Genomic DNA, 16,800 nt, shown 5'->3' on the forward strand with positions numbered 1-16,800 from the left:
GCCGGAAACAGGCACATAGTTACATGCCGAGCGGTCCCTCAGGACCAAAATCGTGAACCCCGAATCACATACCCGAACCACATGAATCCACAACCGGCATGTGGTCGAACAAGATCAGGGAGCCCGTACCGTGGGGAAGAAGACAATTCCCACGACCAGAGCTCCCTGATCTCGTTCGAAAAGCCAGGCGTCAGGCGGTGCGGCGCACGCGGGCCCGCAGCCGGGTCAATGGTGAAGGCGCTGCCAATTGCCGGGGCACGACAGGTGGTTTCGGGTACGCGGTGACGACGGGAGCGACGCGCGGCGCGGAAGCCGCACGGGACTCCACCAGCCGTCCCATCGCCCGGAAATCCCAACCGGCGGCGAGCCACGGCTCCGGGTCCAGCGTGTTGCGGGCGTCGATGAGGACCCGCCCGCGCGCCACCGTCCGCAGGAAGGCCGGGTCCAGCTCACGGAATTCGCGCCATTCGGTCAGGTGCAGTACCACATCCGCCTCGTGCAGCGCGGCCGCCGCCGTCGCCGCGAACACCAGCTGCGGGGCGACCGCTCGCGCCGGAACCGTTGCGGCGGGGTCGAATACGGTGACATCCACTCCGGCCGCGTGCAGCCGCCGGGCCACATCCAGCGCCGGTGAATCCCGCACGTCGTCCGAGAGCGGCTTGAACGCCGCGCCCAGCACGCCGACCCGCCCGGAGGGCCGATGCCCGCCGCCGAGCAGCGCGAGGGTCTCCTCGACCACGCGTTCGCGCCGCCGCAGGTTGATGGCGTCGATATCGCGCAGGAATTCCACCGACTCCCCCGCGCCGAGCTCGGTGGCGCGAGCGATCAACGCCCGCACGTCCTTCGGCAGGCACCCGCCGCCGTAGCCCAGCCCCGCGCCCAGGAACTTGCGGCCGATCCGGTCGTCGTGGCCGAGCGCGTCGGCCAGCAGCGTCACGTCCGCGCCGGTGAGATCGCACAGCTCGGCCATGGCGTTGATGAACGAAATCTTGGTCGCCAGAAAGGCATTGGCCGACACCTTGATCAGCTCGGCGGTCGGCATATTGGTGATCACCACCGGCGAGCCCGCCGCGATCGGCGTCGCGTACACCTGCCGCAGCGCCCATTCCGCGTCCGGAGTGGTCACCCCGAACACCAGCCGGTTCGGGTGCAGGGTGTCGTACACCGCGTGCCCCTCGCGCAGGAATTCCGGGTTCCAGGCCAGATCGACCGAAATCCCCTCCGGCGCAAGCTCGGCGATGCGCGCGGTCAACGCCTCGGCGGTGCCGACCGGCACCGTGGACTTGCCGACGATCAGGCAGTTGCGGGTCAGGTGCGGCACCAGGCCCTCCAGCGCCGAGTACAGCTGCGAGAGATCCGCCGCCCCGTTCACCCCGGGAGGCGTTCCCACACAGAGGAAATGGACGTCGGCGAACTCGGCCGCCTCGACCAGCGAGGTGCCGAACCGCAGCCGCCCGCCGGCCACATGCCCGGCCAGCAGCTCGGGCAGCCCGGGCTCGTGGAAGGGCACCTGCCCCGCGGACAGCGCGGCGGCCTTGGCCGGATTGTTGTCCACGCCCAGGACCTCGAAGCCGAGTTCGGCCATGCCCGCGGCGTGGGTGGCACCCAGGTAACCGGTGCCGATGACGGAGATGCGGAGCATCAGGATGCCTCCTTGGTGGCCGGAACCTCGCCGTGCCCCGAATCGGGCTGCAGGCGTTCCGCGATCACCTCGCGGTAGTGGCGAATGAGCAGGTCGTTGACCGCCGACCAGGACCGGTCGCGCACGCTGCGCACCGCGGTGGCCGCGGTCTGCTCGCGCAGCGCCGGGTCCTCGACCAGGCGGCGCACCAGCTCGGTCATGGCCGCGGGGTCGCCGGGCGGGTAGAGGAAGCCGGCGCCGGGACCGACCACGTCGATGGGCCCGCCCGACTTGGGCGCGACCACCGGCACCCCGGAGGCGAGTGCCTCCTGCGCGGCCTGGCAATAGGTTTCGTGGCGGCCGGTGTGCACGAAGACGTCCAGCGAGGCGTAGACCGCGCCCAGCTCGTCACCGTGCAGGACACCGAGGAAGTCCGCTTCCGGCAACAGCTTTCGCAGCCGCTTCTCCTCGGGGCCGCCGCCCACGATGATCAGCTTCACGCCGGACAGCGTCCGCAGATTCGCGAGCAGCTCGAGCTCCTTCTCCGGAGCGAGCCGACCGACATATCCGATGAGCGCTTCACCATTGGGGGCCAAGCGCTTTCGCAACTCCTCCGAGCGCCGGAAGGGCCCGAACTGCTGCAGGTCGACACCGCGTGGCCAGCGGCCCAGCCCCGGGATGCCCATCAGCTCCAGCTGGCGCAGGCTGGCGGTGGAGGGCGCGAGGGTGCGGTCCACGCGCAGGTGGATGCGGCGGGTCAGCGCGGTCATGGCGCGGACGCCGCCGGGCAGGTCGTAGCGCAACGCGAAACCCACCAGATCGGTCTGATAGATGGCGACGGTCGGCACCCCGAGCTCACCCGCGACCTTGGCGGCCTGATAGCCGAGGGTGGCCGGGGAGGCGATGTGCACGACGTCGGGCCGGAATTCGCGCATGATCTTGCGCAGCCGGCGGCGGGTCTCGAGGCCGATCCGGAAGTCGCGGTAGAACGGCAGCCGCGCGCCGCGCACCACGTGGACGCGGAAGCCCGCGTACTTCTCGGGCCCGGTCGGCGCGACCAGCGTGGCCTCGTGGCCCTTGGCGGCCAGGTGATCGAGCACCCGCCTGACGGAGTTGGTGACGCCGTTGACCTGGGGAAGAAAGGACTCGGCGACGACCAACACCCGCAGCCGGGCGCTGTTCCGGATATAGGGGCTACTCGGTATGCTCGGGTTCCGCGGCGCGGAATCCCTTGCCTGCTCGCGGATTCGCATCGGTCCCCTCCGGTTCGGTGCAGCTCCTGACGCCACGGTAGGAAGCGGCCCGCAACGCAAGACCCCCTCCGCGTTGACGGCACGTGAACCGTGCCTGTCGATCAAGTCGGCCAGTTCACCGGAGCTTCGCCGAACGGCTAACGGGACTCGAGGTTTACCGGTTTCCTGAGCTCACCGAGCCGGCTGAGGGTGCGGTAGAGATCGGGAACCCGCTGGATCTCGCCGCCCAGCTCGGCCAGCGGCACCTCGGCGAAGATCGACAGCTCGAGATCGGCGTCGTAGAGGACGTCGACCAGGTTCACGAACCGCATCACCCATTCCGGAGATACGGCGCTCATGGAAGGCACGTCGCACACCACCCACCGGCGGACCTCACGGGTGAGGCGCAGATAGTCGGCCGCCGACACGGGAATGCCGCACAACTCGGCGAAATCGACCGTCAGCTCATCGTTCTCGAGGGCTCGCGCTCGCAGCCGCCGATGCGCGACGGGCAGCTCGATCGCGCCGACCACTTCGCATGATCCGACGACGTAGTGTCCGGCGGCGAAACCGGTGCGGCGTCCGCCCAGGGAGCGGTAGTCCATCGGACCGTTCACCGACACCACGTCGAGGTGCTCGAGGATCCGCTCGATGGTCGGCTCGAACATGGCGTGCATGAGCGGATTGGGCAACAACCCCTCGGGCGGGTAGTTCGAGGTCACCACGAGGGTGATGTGCCGGGCCCACAGCCGATCCAGCAGCCGCGCGACCAGTCGCGCGTCGCCGGAATCGTGCACGTGGAATTCGTCGAAGCAGATCAGCTCGGCATCACCCAGCAGCGCGTCGGCCGAGGCGTCGATGTTCCCGTACTCGTTGATGCCCGCGTTCAGGCGCGCGAAGAATTCGTGGAAGTGATAGCGCCGCTTGCGCTCCGAAGTCACTGCGGCGAAGAAGTCGTTCATCAGCATTGTCTTGCCGCGCCCCGGACCGCCGTACAGGTACAGCCCGCGCGGTCGCCGCCACTTCTTGCCCACCCGACCGGCGATGGCATCCAGCCGCTCGGCCGCGATCCGCTGGTCCGCGTCGAGCACGATCTCCCGGGCTTCCATGTCAACCCTCCTCCTTCCTCTACCGCCGTAGAGCTTCCTCTATAGTTGTAGAGGATTACGAAGCCGCAGAGGAGCGAAGGTGACCACTCCCACAACCGACCGGCGCAGCCTGATCGTGGACAGCGCCATCGATCTCATTGCCGCGCAGGGACTTCGGGCACTGACCCACCGCGCGCTGGACACCGCGCTGGATCTGCCCGCCGGATCGACGTCCTACTACTTCCGCACCCGGCGGGCACTGCTCGAGGGCATCGTGGAGCGCATCGCGACCCGCTCCCGCACCGACTTCGCCGACCGGCAGCCCGAAATGGACGAGACCCGCGAGGACCTCGACGTGGACCGGCTCGCGCGCGGCACCGCGACCTGGCTGGATCGACTACTGGCCCAACGCCGCAACCACCTGATCACCCGGCACGCGCTCATCGTCGAACTGCTCGGCGACGCCGAACTGCACGAGAAGCTCGTGGGCTGCCTGTTCTCCCACCGGCACGCCACGGCGCTGTTCGAGACGCTCGGCGCGACCGACCCGGCCACGGCCGCCGCCGATTTCATCGCGGTCATCGAGGGTTTGATCTTCGACCGCTTCGCCGGTGCCCGAACCGGACTGCAGGCGGGCACCGCGGAGAGCGTGCGGCAATTGACGGCCGTACTGGCCGTGCAGTTGAGGGCCGCTAGTTAGTGCGGTAGCGGATATCCCAGAATCGCATGTTCGGCCACGGCGGAGTCTTCACCACCGCGAGAGTGCCGAGCGTGGCCGCCACCAAGCCGGTGATGACACCGAGGGTCGCGATGCGCGAGGCATCCACCGCCGGCTCCCACTTCACCTCACTGTCGCGGACGACGAAGATGCCCACCGGCCGCGATCCACGCCAGCCGCTCACCGCCGCGACGGTGATGATGGTGGCCCCGTCGGGCGTCTGATGCGGCGCGCCGTACACCAGCGTGCTCCCCATCGCCGGCAGCTCGTTCAACCGTTCTCTCAAGGTCATTTCGACCCCTTTCCCCACAGATGAATTGCGGCCCAATCTACGCCGCCGTGCGCCTTCCGCGTCGAATCTCGCTCGGCCGCAGCCCCTCCGGAATAAGTGGACACAATGACCGGTTACCTCGGGAATGATTCCTCCCGAAAAGATCGGCCTGGTCCTCGGCAGCCTGACGCCGCCCGAACAGCTCAACGGCATCTCGAGCCTGGCCGAAAGCGTGGGCCTCGGCGAACTCTGGTTCTCCGAGGACTGCTTCTTCACCGGTGGTCTGTCCGGTCTGGCCCAGATGCTGCTGATGACCGACGAGATACCCGTGGGGCTCGGCCTGGCCAGCATCACAACCCGGCACCCGGCGATACTGGCCATGGAACTCGCCGGTCTGGCCCGCACCTACCCCGGCCGAGTGCGCGCGGGCATCGGGCTGGGCAATCGCGGCTGGCTCGAACAGATGGGACTGCTTCCGGCCCGGCCACTGACCGCCCTCGAAGAAACCGCCGACGTCCTGCGCGAACTACTCGCGGGCGAGCTCGTCGACCGTCGCACCGAGATCCACACCCTGTCCGGCATCCAGCTGAGCTTCCCGCCCGGCACGCCGCCGGAACTCTGGATCGGCGCGGTCAACGAGCGCGGACTGCGGGTGGCGGGCGAAAAGGCCGACGGCGTCCTGCTTTCCGTGCTCGCCGGACCCACCTACATGCGCTGGGTACGTGAGCTGATCCCACGGCACACGCCGGTCACGGCCTTCGTGCTGGTCGCCATCGACGACGACGAGCAGGTCGCCCGCGACGCCGTGCGCGGCGCGGTCGCGATGTTCCTGCAGGCCGAGTCGGCCTCGGCGCTGGTCGGAAAGTCACCGTACGCCAAGGAGATACGGACCGCGGTGGCCGAACTCGCGCCCGGCGAGGAACTGCCGGTCGAGGCCGCGTGGATCGACGAATTCGCGGTCGCGGGCACTCCGGACCAGGTCCGCGATGGGCTGCGGACGCTGCTGGACGCGGGCGCGACCGCACTGGGCACGTGGCTGTTCCCGGCCGATCGGCTCTCGGATCAGCTCCGGCGCCTGGCCGAGGACGTGCTCGATACGGGTGCCTTCCCCATCGGCTGATGCGTAGGCACGGACGAGGTCCAGGATCGTCCGGGCCTACGCGACCCGCTCAGTTGGCGGTGAGCACCAGACCCGAGGTGGGCACGCCGGTACCGGCGGTGACCACGATGTTCTCCAGACCCTGAACCTGATTCACGGAGGTGCCGCGAATCTGGCGGACACCCTCGGCGATGCCGTTCATGCCGTGGATGTAGGCCTCGCCGAGCTGGCCGCCATGGGTGTTCAGGGGCAGGCGGCCACCGATCTCGATCGCGCCGTCGGCGATGAAATCCTTGGCCTCGCCACGGCCGCAGAAGCCGAGCTCCTCGAGCTGCATGAGCACGAACGGGGTGAAGTGGTCGTAGAGGATGCCGCCCTGCATGTCCTCCGGGCGAAGACCGGACTGTGCCCACAGCTGGTCGCCGACCAGGCCCATTTCCGGCAGGCCGGTCATGCCGTCACGGTAGTAGCTGGTCATGACGTACTGGTCCGCGCCCGAACCCTGTGCGGCGCCGGCGATCAGCGCGGGCTTGTTGGGCAGATCCTTGGCACGCTCGGCCGAGGTGATGACGATGGCCACGCCGCCGTCGGTCTCCTGGCAGCAGTCCAGCAGGTGCAGCGGCTCCGCGATCCAGCGCGACGCCTGATGCTCCTCGAGGGTGATCGGCTTGCCGTAGAAGTGCGCCGCCGGGTTCACGGCCGCGTGCTTGCGGTCGGCGACGGCCACGCGGCCGAAATCCTCACTGCGCGCGCCATATACGTGCATGTAGCGCCGCGCCACCATGGCCACCTGCGCGGCCGGGGTGCCCAGGCCGTGGGTGTAGGAGAACGCGTTGTCCACGCCCGACGAGCTCGGGTTGCCGGTCGCGAGGTGAGTCGCGAACTGCCCGAACCGATTTCCGGAGCGCTCGTTGAAAGCTCGGTACGCCACAACGACATCCGCGATTCCGGTGGCGACCGCCATGGCGGCGTGCTGCACGGTCGCGGCGGCCGCGCCACCGCCGAAGGGGATGTTGCTGAAGAACTTCAGGGACGGGATACCGGTGGCGCGCGCGACGGCGGCCTGGGTATTGGTGTCCATGGTGAAGGTCGTCAGACCGTCCACATCGGCGGGCGAGAGGCCCGCGTCGGCCAGGGCGGCGGTGACGGCCTCGGCGGCCAGCCGCAGTTCACTGCGGCCGGAGTCCTTCGAGAAGTCGGTCGCGCCGATGCCGACGATGGCGGCGCTACGGCTCAACCCGCTCACTGTGCCTCCTGCAGGGAGATAACGGCTTTCGCCGTGATGTGATCGCCGAGCGAATCCTTGCCGACCACGTCGATGGTGATGTCGGCGCCGTCGACGGCCGAGACCGTGCCGGTCAGGGTGAGGGTGTCACCCGCGTACAGCGGCACGCCCAGGCGCAGCGCGATGGACTTGACGCGAGCGCTCGGCCCGGCCCAATCCGTCACGAACCGCTGCACCAGACCGGTATCGGTGAGGATGTTGACGAAGATGTCCTTGGAGCCGCGCTCGACCGCCTTGTCGCGGTCGTGGTGCACATCCTGGAAGTCCCTGGTGGCCAGCGCCGTCGAGACGATGAACGTGGTGTCGGCGTGAATCACCAACTCCGGCAGCGTGGTTCCGACCTCGACGGTCGAGAGTTCGACGGTCGTCATTTCACGGCCTTCCAATAGGGCACGGTGTTGTCATCGTCGAGCTTCAGGAAGCCCACCTCGACCGGCAGCCCCACCTCGACTTCGGCGGGGTCGACGCCGGTGAGCTCACCGAGCATGCGGACGCCCTCCTCCAGCTCGACCAGGGCGATCACGTACGGCAGCTGCCGTCCGGGCACGCGCGGCGCGTGATGCACCACGAAGCTGAAGACCGTGCCCTTGCCCGAGGCCACGACGTAGTCGCTCTGCTCGGTGTGGTCCTTCCACAGCGCCGGCACCGGCGGGTGCTGCAGCGACCCGTCCGGCCGCTGCTGGATGCGCAGTTCGCCGAGTTTCACACCGTCCCAGAAGAACTCGGTGTCCTTGGAGACGGTCGGGCGCACACGCTTGGCCAGATCCTCGGCCGAGACCTCCCCGGACTCCTTGGGAGCGGCCGTCTTTCCGGTGCCGGGCACGAACTTCAGCATCCGGAATTTCATCTCGGTGACCAGCTCGTCGCCCACATACCAGTTGGTGAGATAGGTGGTGAACCAGCCGTCGCCGAGCCCGGTCTTCTTGGGCCCCACGATGTCGCCGACGCTGGTGCGCACCGTCACCTGCTCGCCCAACTCCAGGTAGCGGTGGTAGACCTGCTCGCAGTTGGTGGCCACGACCGAGGTGAACCCGGCCGCGTCGAACAGCTCGTTGGTGCGGGTCATCGGGTCGTCGTCGGCGCGAATACCGCCCAGCCCCAGCATGGTCCACACCTGCGCCATGGCGGGCGGAGCCACGATCCCGGGATGCCCGGCCGCCTTGGCGGCGGCCTCGTCCACATAGATCGGGTTCGCGTCGCCGAGGGCCTCGACCCAGTTGTTGATCATCGGCTGGTTGATCGGATCCCGGCCCGCGCGCGGCGCGGACTCGCCGTCGGCCTTGATCTTCTCCAGGCCCTCGCGGATCTCCTCCGCCGTGAAACTCTTTGTCACGCTCGGTATCTCCTGTTATCGAGGCACGCGCGGGAGGCGCAGGCCCATCTGGGCGATCAGTTCCCGCATGACCTCGTTGACGCCGCCGCCGAAGGTCACCACCAGGTTCTGCTTGGTGCGCTTGTCCAGCCACACCAGCAGCTCCGCGGTGGCCGGGTCGGCCGGGTCGCCGAAGCGGCCCACGATCTCCTCGGCCAGCCGGCCCGCCTCCTGCAGGGCCTCGGTGGAGAACACCTTGGTCGCCGAGGCGTCGGCGATGACATCGCGCGGATCGGCGTCGGCGCGCTCCATATTGGAGGCCACCTGCCAGTTCAGCAGCTCGTTCAGCCGCGTCATGGCGTGCAGGCGGCCCAGCGAGCGCCGCACGTCGGCCTCGCCCAGCACGCCCTGCTGCTGCGCCCACTCGCGCACGGCCTCGTAGAGCTGCTCGATCTTGCCCGACGGTCCCAGGCTCACCCGCTCGTGATTGAGCTGGGTGGTGATCAGCTTCCAGCCGCCGTTCTCCTCGCCGACCATCATCTCCGCGGGGACGCGGACATTGTCGAAGTAGGTGGCGTTGGTGTGGTGCGCGCCGTCGGCGGTGATGATCGGGGTCCAGGAGTAGCCCGGATCCTTGGTGTCCACGATCAGGATCGTGATGGCCCGGTGCCGTGCCTCCACCGGACCGGTGCGCACCGCCAGCCAGACGTAGTCGGCCTCGTGCGCACCGGTGGTGAAGATCTTCTGCCCGTTGACGATCCAGTCGCCGTTGGCGTCGCGCACCGCGGAGGTGCGCAGCGCCGCCAGATCGGTGCCCGCGTCCGGCTCGGAGTAGCCGATGGCGAAATGCACGTCACCGGTGAGGATTCCGGGCAGGAACTTCCGCTTCTGCTCCTCGGTGCCGTAGGACTGCAGGGCCGGGCCGACGGTCAGCAGCGTCACCAGGGGCACGGGCACATCGGCCCGGACCGCCTCGTTGTAGAAGATCTGCTGTTCCAGCGGCCCGAAGCCCTGCCCGCCGTACTCCTTGGGCCAGCCGACGCCGAGCTTGCCGTCCCGGCCCATCCGCTTGACCACCGCCCGGTAGGCGTCACCGTGGCGGTTCACCTTCATCTCGGCCTCCTCCTCGGGAGTCACGAGACCGGTGAAGTACGAACGCAATTCGTCGCGCAGCTGCCGCTGTTCCGCGGTCAGTTCGATGAACATCTGGCTCCCAAACGGTCCAGCCGGAAGGATTCGCCGCCGAGCCAGCGCGCGATGTCCTTGGCCTGTGAGTAGTAGCGGTGCAGCGGATGGGTGATATCGACCCCCAGGCCACCGTGCAGGTGGTGACACTTCTGCATGGCCGCGGGCAGTTCGGAGGCCACCGTGTACGCCAGCACGTCCAGGTCGTCGTCGATCCGCTCGGCGTCCGGTTCCTCCTGGGCCAGCGCCCAGGCGGCCGAGCAGGCGGCCACGTGCAGGGTCCGCGAGACCACGTACACATCCGCGATCTGCTGTGCGACAGCCTGGAATTCGGCCAGCGGGCGGCCGAACTGCTGGCGGGTCCGCACGTGCTCGGCGGTCAGGGAAACAACGCCCTTGAGCAGGCCGTCGGCCACCGCACCGATGCCCGCCAGCGCGAACCGGTGCAGTTCGCTCATACCTCCGGGAAGCAACTGCTCGGCCGGGATCTCCACCTGGTCGAACTGGAGTGAAAACTCCGGCACGCCATCGGAAGTCGGGTTCGCGGTCTTGGTGATACCCGCCGCGTCACCGTCCACCACCGCGATGCCGTTGTCGGTCGGCACCAGGATCCAGCGCGCGGTGTCGGCGTAGGGCACCGCCACCTTGTGGCCGCTGATCCGCACGGTCGCGCCGTCGGTGACCGCGGTGGTCTCCGGCTTCACGGTGAACGGCGAACCGGTCTCGTGCAGCGCGGCGGTCAGCACCGCGCCCTCGGACACGGCGGTAAACAGCTTCTCCGCCAAGGCATCCGGCAGGCCGATCGCCTTGAGCGGCAGCACGCCGAAGCCCAGCGTGGCCAGCGCGGGCACCTGCGCGGCGTCGGTGGCCAGCTCGGTGAGCATGGCCGAGACCTCGAGCAGGCCCATATCGTCGCCGCCGAACTTCTCGGGTAGCGGCACGGCCAGCAGGCCACTGTCCGAAATGACCGGCCACAGTGCGATATCGCGCGCACTTTCGCGTTCCAGCAAACTTACGACAACCTCGGCGACAGCGTCCTGGCTCTCGTCCCTGGTGAAGTCCAATTCCATGCTCCCGGTTGAGGTGTGGGTTAGCCGTGCGACTCGCGTGGCAACCCGAGGATCCGTTCACCGGCGACGGTCAACAGAATCTGCTCGGTACCGCCCGCAATCGACAAACAGCGTGTGAGCAGGAATTCTTTCACCACATCGGTTTCCAGAGCGCCCGCCGCACCGGACAATTCGACGGCAAATTCGGCCACCGCCTGCCGGTGTCGCACACCGACCAGCTTGCGCACGCTGCTCTGCGCGGCGGGGTCGCCGCCGGACAGCAGCTTCTGTGCCGCACGGGCTTCGAGCAAAGTTCCAGCAACAGATTCTGAAATGAGCGCGCCCAAACGGTCCGCGACCACCTCCGCGCCGGGTCCCGAGGTCGGGGCGGCGGCGATCATCGCCTCCAGCTCGTCGCCGATTCCCTTGCCGCCCATGGCGACTCGTTCCGCCGTCAAGGTGGAGCGCGCGATCTTCCAGCCATTGCCGAGCTCGCCGACCAAGCATTCGTCCGGAACGAACACGTCATCGAAGAACACTTCGTTGAAGCGCGCCTCGCCGGTGATCTCCACCAGCGGACGGATGTCCAGCCCGGGGCTCTTCATATCGACCAGGAAGTAGCTGATGCCCTTGTGTTTCGGCACGCCGGAATCGGTGCGCGCCAGGCAGATGCCCCACGTCGCGCGATCCGCCAGCGAGGTCCACACCTTCTGGCCCCGCAGCTTCCACCCGCCCTCCACCCGCTCGGCCACCGTGCGCAGCGAGGCCAGGTCGGAGCCCGCGCCCGGCTCGGAGAAGAGCTGGCACCAGATGACCTCACCGGTCAGCGTCGGCATGGCGTAGCGCTCGATCTGCTCGGGGGTGCCCCACTGCAGCAGGGTCGGGATCGCCCAGTTGGCAATCACGATGTCCGGCAACTCGATTCCGGCCTGGCGGATCTGGTCCTCGATCTGGGTGCGCAGGATCGGCCCCGCGCCGCGACCGTAGGGCGCGGGCCAGTGCGAGGCCAGCAGCCCGGCCTCGGCCAGCGCGACGCGCTGCTCGGCCTCGGGCAGCGCCGCGATCTTGGCCAGGTCGGCCGCCAGCACGGCCGCCTCGGCGGCATCCAAACCGGCCACGTCCCAAGCCGATCCGGCCTCGGCGTCACCCAGGTCGATGCTGATGGTGCGGCGCACGCCGGCCAGCGTCAGCTCGGCGACCCGGGCCCGCCAGCGCGCCGAACCGCCCAGCAGCTGCCGCAGTGCGGTGGCGCGGCGCAGGTACAGGTGCGCATCGTGCTCCCAAGTGAAACCGATTCCACCCAGTACCTGAATGCAGTCCTTCGCATTCTCGACCGCGGCGTCCAGCGACACCGCCAGCGCGACGGCCGCGGCCAGGCCCAATTCCGCGGTGCCGGAATCGACCGCGGCGGCGGCATCGGCGGCGACCGCGCGCACCTGCTCGGCCCGGCACAGCATCCACGCGCAAAGGTGTTTGATCGCTTGGAATTCGCCGATCTTGCGCCCGAACTGCTCGCGCACCTTGGCGTATTCCGTCGCGGTCTCCAGGCACCAGCCCGCGATGCCCGCGGCCTCCGCGGCGACCAGTGCGGCGGCCACGTCGAGGACCGAGAAGTCCGGCTCGAAAAGACGATCCGCGGCCACGACGACCTCGGCGCACACGACCCGCGCCAAGGGCACGCTCTGGTCGATCGTGGGCAGCGCCTCGATGCTCAGCCCCGGGGCGTCCGCGTCGATCAGCGCCCACAGCCGCCGCTCACCGTCGCGCACCGGAACCAGCACGGCCGTCCCGGGCGCGGCACCGAGAACCGAGTCCCACTCACCGGACACCGCGGCGCCGGATTCGCCCACGGATATTGCGATTTCGCCCGCGAGCGCGACACCGCATGGCGTAATCTCGTCGAGCGTCTCGCCGACGACAAGACCCGCCAACGCCGTCGAGAGCACCGGTCCGCCGACCAGATCATGCGCCGCCTGCTCCACCAGAACGGCCAGATCCCCGACGGTCCCACCCGCGCCCCCGGTCTCTTCCGGCACCGCCACCCGGAAAATCCCGAGTTCGGCCAGGCGCGGCCAGTATTCGCGCCAGAATTCCGGGGTACCGGAACGCAGTGTTGCAATTGGGCGCACCGCGGTGGCCCATCCCCGCATCGACTCCTGGACGGCTTTATGCTCGTCAGTGGTGGCTATGGTCACACTCCATACCGCCTTTCCGGCGTGACTTCAGCTCCTAGAACATGTTCTAATGTTCGAGCCGGGCTGAAGTCAAGCGCCGTCCGGTCGCGGTACGAACTCGTACGATTCGTGCAGGAAAGGACTTTCAACCGATGGCCAGTCCCTCCCGATCGCAGGCCGCCGACGGTGCCGATACCGGACGCGCCGCGTCGGCCCCCGGTGGACGCACCGCGCCCGTCACCACCCTCAGCGAGGAGGATCTGAGCTCGGCGGCCCAGCGCGACCGACGCAAGCGCATCCTCGACGCCACCCTCGCGCTGGCGTCCAAGGGCGGATACGACGCGGTCCAGATGCGAGCCGTCGCCGAACGCGCGGATGTCGCCGTCGGCACGCTCTACCGGTACTTCCCGTCCAAGGTGCACCTGCTGGTCTCCGCCCTGGCCCGGGAATTCGAGCAGTTCGAAGGACGTCGCAAGCCGCTCGCCGGCGCGACCCCGCAGGAGCGCATGCACCTGCTGCTCACCCAGGTCACCCGCGCCATGCAGCGCGACCCGCTGCTCACCGAGGCCATGACGCGCGCCTTCATGTTCGCCGACGCCTCCGCGGCCGCCGAGGTCGATCGGGTCGGCAAGGTGATGGACCGCTTCTTCGCCCGGGCCCTGTCCGACGAGGTCCCCTCGGATCGCCAGTTGGCCATCGCCCGAGTCATTTCCGACGTGTGGCTGTCGAACCTGGTCGCCTGGCTCACCCGCCGCGCCTCGGCCACCGACGTCACCGAGCGCCTCGAGCTGACGGTCGATCTGCTCATCGGAAGCGGCGACGGCAACGACAAGTAAGGCAAACGCATGCCGTGCGTTCGCACGGATCGCGAAGGGCTGTCCGGTCCGGAGAACTGGGCAGCCCTTCCCTCGTTTGCTGGAATACCGCTGGTCAAGCAGGGTGAATCACTGGCTACCAGCGGGTATCTCACAAAAGGCGTGAACGACACGGAAGTGTCTTGTAAACGCTATGTATCACCGCACACACGAGTGGGCAATCAAGACCCAGTAGCATCACTCGCGCCCTGAAAAATCTCCTCCGATCATTAGGTTGGATGCGTGAGCGCACAGGATTTGTCACTCGAACTTCGCCGTGCCCTGTCGGCCATCGCCCGCGTGCCACGGTTGCTGGTCGCATCGGACTACGACGGGACGATCGCGCCCATCGTCTCCGACCCGACGAAGGCATATCCCCATCGGGAGTCGGTGAGCGCCTTGCGCGCTCTGGCCGGACTCACCGGAACCACCGCCGCCGTGATCTCCGGTCGCGCCCTGCGCGATCTCGCGGCCCTGTCCCGGTTGCCCGTCGAGGTGCAGCTGATCGGTAGTCACGGTTCGGAATTCGATGTCGGCTTCGTGCACGCCATCGACAACGACGCCAAACAACTGCTGTCCGAGGTCACTACGACCCTGACCCAGATCGCCCAGGACAATCCGGGCGCCTCGGTCGAGATAAAACCGGCCAGCGTCGCCCTGCACGTCCGCAATGCCAGCCCCGAAATCGGCCGTCGCGCACTGGTTCAGGTGCGTCAGGGTCCGGCCAGTTGGGTCGGCGTGCAGACCACCGAGGGCAAAGAGGTCATCGAGCTCGCGGTCGTCGAGACCGACAAGGGCGCGGCGCTCGATATCGTCCGGCACCAGCAGGGCGCCTCGGCGGCCCTGTTCATCGGCGACGACGTCACCGACGAGAAGGCGTTCAAACGGCTCTCCGGACCGGACGTCGGCATCAAGGTCGGCGACGGTGAATCCCTCGCCGAATACCGCGTGGCCAGCACCGAGGAGGTGTCGAAGGCGCTGGCGTTCCTACTCGAGGAGCGCCGCACGTGGTTGGCAGGTGCCAGCGCCCCTCGAATCGAACGGCTGACCATGCTGGCCAGCCCGCGTTCCAAGGCCCTGGTCACCCCCGACGGCACCATCACCTGGCTGTGCCATCCCGAACCCGACTCCGCGGCCGTGTTCGCCCATCTGCTGGGCGGACCGGGCGCGGGACACTTCACCATTCAGCCCGAGCGCGCGAGCCTGCCGCTGTCGCAGCGGTACGTCGACGGCACCATGACCGTCGAAACCCGTTGGTCCAGTTTGCAGGTGGTCGACTACCTGCCCCACGACGTGGTGCCCGAACGCACCGACCTCACCCGCGTCATCACCGGTGACGCCAAGGCGGTCATCACCTTCGCGCCCCGCCCCGAATTCGGGCAGGTGCCGGTGCGGCTGGTGCACGCCACCGGCGGGCTCAAGGTGGAGGGCACCAACGATCCGATGGTGCTGCGCTCGCCGGGCGTGGAATGGGAGATCATCGACGACGGCAACCACCACACCGCCCGCGCCGTGGTCGACCCCCGCCAGGGTCCGATCGTCCTCGAAATGCGTTGCGGCACCTCCGATCTCTCGCCCGCCATGCGGCCCGAGACCGACCGCCGCCGGGAAGCCGAACGCTACTGGGGCGACTGGGTCGGCACGCTCGAATTGCCGCCGCTCAAGCCGGATCTCATGAAGCGTTCCGCGCTCACCCTGCGCGGTCTGGTGCACGCGCCGTCCGGCTCGATCCTGGCCGCCGCCACCACCTCGCTGCCCGAGGACATCGGCGGCGTACGCAACTGGGACTACCGCTACTGCTGGCTGCGCGACGCGTCGCTCACCGCCTCGGCGCTGGTCTCACTGGGCTCGGTCGGCGAGGCCGAGGACCTGCTGGCCTGGGTGCACCGGGTGCTCGAGACCCTGCCCGGACCCGAACGCCTGCACCCGCTCTACACCCTCTACGGCGAGACCCTGCCGCCCGAGGCCGTCATCGACCAGCTGCCCGGCTACGCCGGCTCGCGGCCGGTGCGCGTCGGCAACGCGGCCAATATGCAGGTGCAGCTGGACGTGTTCGGCCCCATCGTGGACCTCATCTCCCAGCTCGCCCACGCACGAGAGCGCAAGGGCATCAACGATCCCGCCAAGGCGCTGCCGGACATGGACTGGGAACTGGTGCACGCCATGGTCTCCGCCGTGCAGCGGCGCTGGCGCGAACCCGACCACGGCATCTGGGAGATCCGCGGCAATCCGCGCCACCACGTGTACTCCAAGGTCATGGGCTGGCTCACGGTGGACCGGGCGCTCACCCTGGCCCGCCAGTTCGGCCGCCCGGCCGACCCGGAGTGGGAGACGCTGCGCGACACCATCGCCGACGAGGTCAAGAGCGAGGGCTGGAACGACGAAGTCCAGTCCTACACAGCCGCTTACGAGGGCACCGACCTCGACGCGGCCACGCTGCACATCGGGCTGTCCGGACTCATCGACCCCTCGGATCCGCGCTTCGCGGCGACCGTGGTGGCGACCGAGGCCGAGCTGCGCAGCGGATCGACCGTGTACCGGTACCACCACGACGACGGGCTGCCCGGCGGCGAGGGCGGGTTCCACCTCTGCGCGGCCTGGCTGGTCGAGGCGTATCTGCTGATCGGCAAGCGGGAGGACGCCGAGGCGTTGTTCGCGCAGCTGGTGGATGTGGCGGGACCGACCGGTCTCCTCTCCGAGGAGTACGACCCGGTTGCCGAACGCTCGCTGGGTAACCACCCGCAGGCGTACAGCCACCTCGGCCTGCTGCGCTGCGCCCAGCTGCTGAGCCAGCCGGTAGCCGCGCTGACGTAGCGATTCATGCATATGGAAGGCCCGGAGAGCGACTCGCTCTCCGGGCCTTTCGTGTCGCGGGACACATCTCCGGAAACGGACTAGGGGCCTAACGGTCG

14 protein-coding genes are annotated in these 16,800 nt (G+C 68.5%); 4 read left to right on the forward strand and 10 right to left on the reverse strand.

Features of this window, described 5'->3' with window-relative positions:
* Positions 1-190: 190 nt before the first annotated feature.
* The 3 genes from GPX89_RS19295 to zapE form a co-directional block, all read right to left on the reverse strand.
* Positions 191-1,642, reverse strand: a complete 1,452-nt coding sequence (locus GPX89_RS19295; protein WP_235947506.1) for a UDP-glucose dehydrogenase family protein — start codon at positions 1,640-1,642, stop codon at positions 191-193.
* A complete protein-coding gene (locus GPX89_RS19300; RefSeq protein ID WP_198347510.1) occupies positions 1,642-2,790 on the reverse strand; it encodes a glycosyltransferase family 4 protein in 1,149 nt (382 codons plus the stop codon). The genes GPX89_RS19295 and GPX89_RS19300 overlap by 1 nt, the downstream gene beginning before the upstream one ends.
* Before the next feature lie 221 nt (positions 2,791-3,011).
* Positions 3,012-3,962: a cell division protein ZapE gene (zapE, locus tag GPX89_RS19305; protein ID WP_157388941.1), complete on the reverse strand. Its 951-nt coding sequence runs from the start codon at positions 3,960-3,962 to the stop codon at positions 3,012-3,014.
* Positions 3,963-4,041: 79 nt separating this feature from the next.
* On the opposite strand from zapE, the gene GPX89_RS19310 reads away from it, so the two are divergent.
* Complete coding sequence (locus GPX89_RS19310; RefSeq protein WP_328602018.1) at positions 4,042-4,641, forward strand: TetR/AcrR family transcriptional regulator; 600 nt, start codon at positions 4,042-4,044, stop codon at positions 4,639-4,641.
* Here the strand turns inward: GPX89_RS19310 and GPX89_RS19315 are convergent.
* Positions 4,634-4,951: a hypothetical protein gene (locus GPX89_RS19315; RefSeq protein ID WP_157388942.1), complete on the reverse strand. Its 318-nt coding sequence runs from the start codon at positions 4,949-4,951 to the stop codon at positions 4,634-4,636. The two genes, GPX89_RS19310 and GPX89_RS19315, sit on opposite strands and share 8 nt — an antisense overlap.
* A gap of 124 nt (positions 4,952-5,075) precedes the next feature.
* Between GPX89_RS19315 and GPX89_RS19320 the strand changes: the two genes are divergently transcribed.
* Positions 5,076-6,050: an LLM class flavin-dependent oxidoreductase gene (locus GPX89_RS19320; RefSeq protein ID WP_157388943.1), complete on the forward strand. Its 975-nt coding sequence runs from the start codon at positions 5,076-5,078 to the stop codon at positions 6,048-6,050.
* Between the two features lie 49 nt (positions 6,051-6,099).
* Here the strand turns inward: GPX89_RS19320 and GPX89_RS19325 are convergent, their stop codons facing one another.
* From GPX89_RS19325 to GPX89_RS19350, 6 genes are read right to left on the reverse strand one after another with little or no spacing between them, the layout of a single operon-like run.
* Entirely contained in the window at positions 6,100-7,275 is a 1,176-nt protein-coding gene (locus GPX89_RS19325; protein ID WP_328602019.1) for a lipid-transfer protein, read from the reverse strand.
* On the reverse strand, positions 7,272-7,685 hold the full coding sequence (locus GPX89_RS19330; protein WP_157388944.1) for a MaoC family dehydratase: 414 nt from the start codon (positions 7,683-7,685) through the stop codon (positions 7,272-7,274). Before GPX89_RS19330 ends, GPX89_RS19325 begins: the two co-directional genes overlap by 4 nt.
* Entirely contained in the window at positions 7,682-8,647 is a 966-nt protein-coding gene (locus tag GPX89_RS19335; RefSeq protein ID WP_328602020.1) for a bifunctional MaoC family dehydratase N-terminal/OB-fold nucleic acid binding domain-containing protein, read from the reverse strand. The genes GPX89_RS19330 and GPX89_RS19335 overlap by 4 nt, the downstream gene beginning before the upstream one ends.
* A gap of 15 nt (positions 8,648-8,662) precedes the next feature.
* Entirely contained in the window at positions 8,663-9,832 is a 1,170-nt protein-coding gene (locus tag GPX89_RS19340) for an acyl-CoA dehydrogenase family protein (RefSeq protein WP_157388945.1), read from the reverse strand.
* Positions 9,817-10,875, reverse strand: coding sequence for an acyl-CoA dehydrogenase family protein (locus GPX89_RS19345; protein ID WP_157388946.1), 1,059 nt, complete (start codon positions 10,873-10,875; stop codon positions 9,817-9,819). The genes GPX89_RS19340 and GPX89_RS19345 overlap by 16 nt, the downstream gene beginning before the upstream one ends.
* 26 nt (positions 10,876-10,901) lie before the next feature.
* Positions 10,902-13,055, reverse strand: a complete 2,154-nt coding sequence (locus GPX89_RS19350; RefSeq protein WP_328602021.1) for an acyl-CoA dehydrogenase — start codon at positions 13,053-13,055, stop codon at positions 10,902-10,904.
* Between the two features lie 131 nt (positions 13,056-13,186).
* Here GPX89_RS19350 and kstR point away from each other — a divergent pair, with 131 nt between their 5' ends.
* Together kstR and otsB are read left to right on the forward strand one after the other, a co-directional pair.
* Positions 13,187-13,870 (forward strand): cholesterol catabolism transcriptional regulator KstR, encoded by a 684-nt coding sequence (gene kstR, locus GPX89_RS19355; RefSeq protein WP_157388948.1) that lies wholly within the window; start codon positions 13,187-13,189, stop codon positions 13,868-13,870.
* Between the two features lie 261 nt (positions 13,871-14,131).
* Positions 14,132-16,702: a trehalose-phosphatase gene (otsB, locus tag GPX89_RS19360; protein WP_328602022.1), complete on the forward strand. Its 2,571-nt coding sequence runs from the start codon at positions 14,132-14,134 to the stop codon at positions 16,700-16,702.
* Positions 16,703-16,800 lie beyond the last annotated feature (98 nt).

The sequence above is a fragment of the Nocardia terrae genome (assembly GCF_009760405.1).
In the GTDB taxonomy this organism is placed as follows: domain Bacteria; phylum Actinomycetota; class Actinomycetes; order Mycobacteriales; family Mycobacteriaceae; genus Nocardia; species Nocardia terrae.